At 58.3% G+C, this 2,872-nt stretch carries 2 protein-coding genes; both read left to right on the forward strand.

Going from position 1 to position 2,872, the window contains the following annotated elements; translation table 11 throughout:
* Positions 1-187 precede the first annotated feature (187 nt).
* Positions 188-928: a hypothetical protein gene (locus VMU57_RS04850; protein WP_325381370.1), complete on the forward strand. Its 741-nt coding sequence runs from the start codon at positions 188-190 to the stop codon at positions 926-928.
* A gap of 3 nt (positions 929-931) precedes the next feature.
* Positions 932-2,872, forward strand: a 1,941-nt coding sequence (locus VMU57_RS04855; protein ID WP_325381372.1) for a proton-conducting transporter membrane subunit, incomplete at its 3' end; no start/stop codon positions are given.

Here is a 2,872-nt window from a genome sequence, read left to right on the forward strand (position 1 = left end):
GAGCATTGACGAAAGAGGCTTGGTCGAGCGCTACCACGCGATTACACCATCGTTTACCAATTGGCTTGGGTTTCACGTTGCGGCCGAGGATTTCGCGTTTCAGGATTTTCCGATCATTCTCGCAACTTGGGGTCTGTCCGCAACCGAATGTGACCGGTAGAGGTGAACTGCAATGAGTTTTTGGTTCTTGCACGGCTTGCGCAGGGGCATTCAATCAACTCGTTATCCGCGCAGAGCAGAAACGGCTCCCGGCATCTCCCCTGGCCGCCCAGTCAACACTGAATTCGAATCTGACTACGATGCCCAACGCGCTGCGGCGATCTGCCCTACCGGAGCGATTCTTGCCCACGGCAGATCGGCCTTCGTGGATATGGGTAAATGCGTGCATTGCCAGCGTTGTCACCTGTGCATCCCCTCGCCGATGAATTGGGATGCCGGATACGAATGGACAAGGCTGCCTGCCAAGCAATCTGAATTTGCCACTCTGCCCTCGGCCTTTTCCAAATCCATGCACATCATGGTGGTGGATGCCGGGGATTGTGGTGCTTGCCTTCATGAAGTCAAGCAACTGAACAATCCTCTTTACAACATGCACCGGTTGGGATTCTTCTTTACGGCGACGCCGCGCACCGCAGATATTCTGCTCATCGTCGGCCCTGTGAGCGAGAACATGAGGGGACCGTTGCTCAAGACCTGGGAGGCCATGCCAACAACCAGGCGCGCGATGGCTGTAGGAAGTTGCGCCATTACAGGCGGAGTGTTCGGCCGCAGCTTTATGTGCGCGGGCGGTGCCGGTTCGGTATTGCCGGTCGATTTTGAAGTTCCGGGAAATCCGCCGCCGCCCCTGGCCATTTTGCATGGCCTGCTTGTTGCCACCGGACGCAAGTCTGTAACTCAAGACGAACTTGTTTCCGAAGGGAGATCTTAATTTATGACTTCGGTAACCGGCGCTTCGCTGGTCTCGTTCTTCCTGGCCTGTGCAGGAGGAATCCTCCTTTCGGCATTATCCGGCCGGAAGCGTGCCCCGCTGGTCATTGCCATCGTGGGGACGCTGTCGTCGTTACTCATGGTTCTTGCTTCGACGACCGTGCTTGTGACAGGCCAGAGTTACGAAGCCTCGCTCTGGACGCTCGATGGGTTCGGCCGGCTCACAGTTCGCCTCGATGCGCTGAGCTCCATATTTCTGCTGGCCGCTGGAATTGTATATTTCTCGGTCTCTATTTTTGTAAGAAACTTCATCAAAGACCAACTCGATGACGCATATCCCACGCATCGCTACGGCGTCCTGTACTTTGCCCTGATGGCTTCGGTTGTGCTGATTCTCGTGGCCAGCGATGCTCCGCTCTTCCTGATTAGCTGGGAGTGCATGTCGATCCTGTGTTTTCTGCTGCTCAACTACGACCTGCGGCGGCAATCGGACAAGACGGCAGGATACATCATGCTGGCTATGAGCGAAGCCGGCTTTCTGGCCGTGGTCGTTGCTTTCCTGATTTTGGGCAGGAGCGCGGCGGATCTCTCGTTTTCCGCTCTGAGTGCGGCGGCTGCCGGGCTTTCGCCGCAAGCGCTGTGGAGCGTGTTTCTTCTCGGATTCTTCGGGTTTGGAGTAAAAGCCGGTCTTGTTCCGGTCAATTTCTGGCTTCCACGGTCCTATACTGCTGCCCCATCTATCTTCATACCAGTTTTCGCCGGCGTCACACTCAATCTTGGCTTCTACGGAATTCTGCGGCTCAATGCCGATCTAATTCACACTGGCTACGGAACGGGCGTGCTCGCATTGGTCGTGGGTAGCATCACGGCGCTGGTGGGAATTCTCTACGCCACAACTGATAACGACATGAAGACGATGCTTGCCCATAGTTCCATCGAGAATGCGGGAATCATCGTGGCCGGCCTGGGAGCCTTCCTGATTTATCGCGCCACGGGGCATCCCGTTGCGGCTGCCATTGCCCTGTCGGCGGCGCTCTATCACATGCTGAATCACTCCATATACAAGACGCTCCTTTTCCAAGGTACGGCTTATGTGGAGGCTGAAACGGGCACACGCGACATGGACCAGCTCGGCGGCCTGTCGCGACTGCTACCAGGACTGTCGATCATCTTCCTTGTGGGCTGTCTGGCGATTTCCGCTGCGCCTCCGTTCAACGGCTTCGTCAGCGAGTGGATGACGCTGCAGGCGCTGTTGCGGAGCGCTGTCCTATCTTCCACCTCGATCAGGATTGTCTTCGCCCTCTGTGGCGCCGCTCTCGCACTCACTGCCTCGCTGGCGGTGACCTGTTTTGTGAAGGTCTACGCCATGAGCTTTCTCGGCATCCGCAGGGGGACGTGGGAGCCGCGGCTGCGCGCGCGCGCGGGCGCCCGATTTCCTCTGGGGTTTCTGGCCGCTGTCTGTTTGCTGCTGGGGATCCTCCCGACCTACATCCTTCCTGTGCTCAACCGGACCGTGGAGCCGCTGGCCAGCGCCAGCGTCACCACTTCCCTGGTACAGCCGTTCTTTACAGCAAACGCCGAGAACGGGCAGCTTCCACCGGCATTCCTCCAGGACTTCCACAATCTGGGCGCTCAGTCGGGCAGGGGTCTGCTGCCTGGACGCGGCCTCGTGGTGCTGCTGCGCGGTATGGAAGCAAACCCGGTGGTATTCGCCATGTCGCCTTCCTACAGCATCGTGGCTATTGCGGTCCTGCTGCTGCTGGCGTGGTTTGTCGTCACCCGGTTGACGCGTCGGCGCGCGGTGGCGCGGCGAGCACTCTGGGCTGGCGGAATTCCGCGGCTTCTGCCGCAGATGACCTACACCGCGACGGGATTTTCCAATCCGGTGCGAGTGGTCTTTCAGGCGATCTTTCAGCCCAACATCACCGAGGACACCCGTCAGACT

Source organism: Edaphobacter sp. (assembly GCF_035532915.1).
In the GTDB taxonomy this organism is placed as follows: domain Bacteria; phylum Acidobacteriota; class Terriglobia; order Terriglobales; family Acidobacteriaceae; genus Edaphobacter.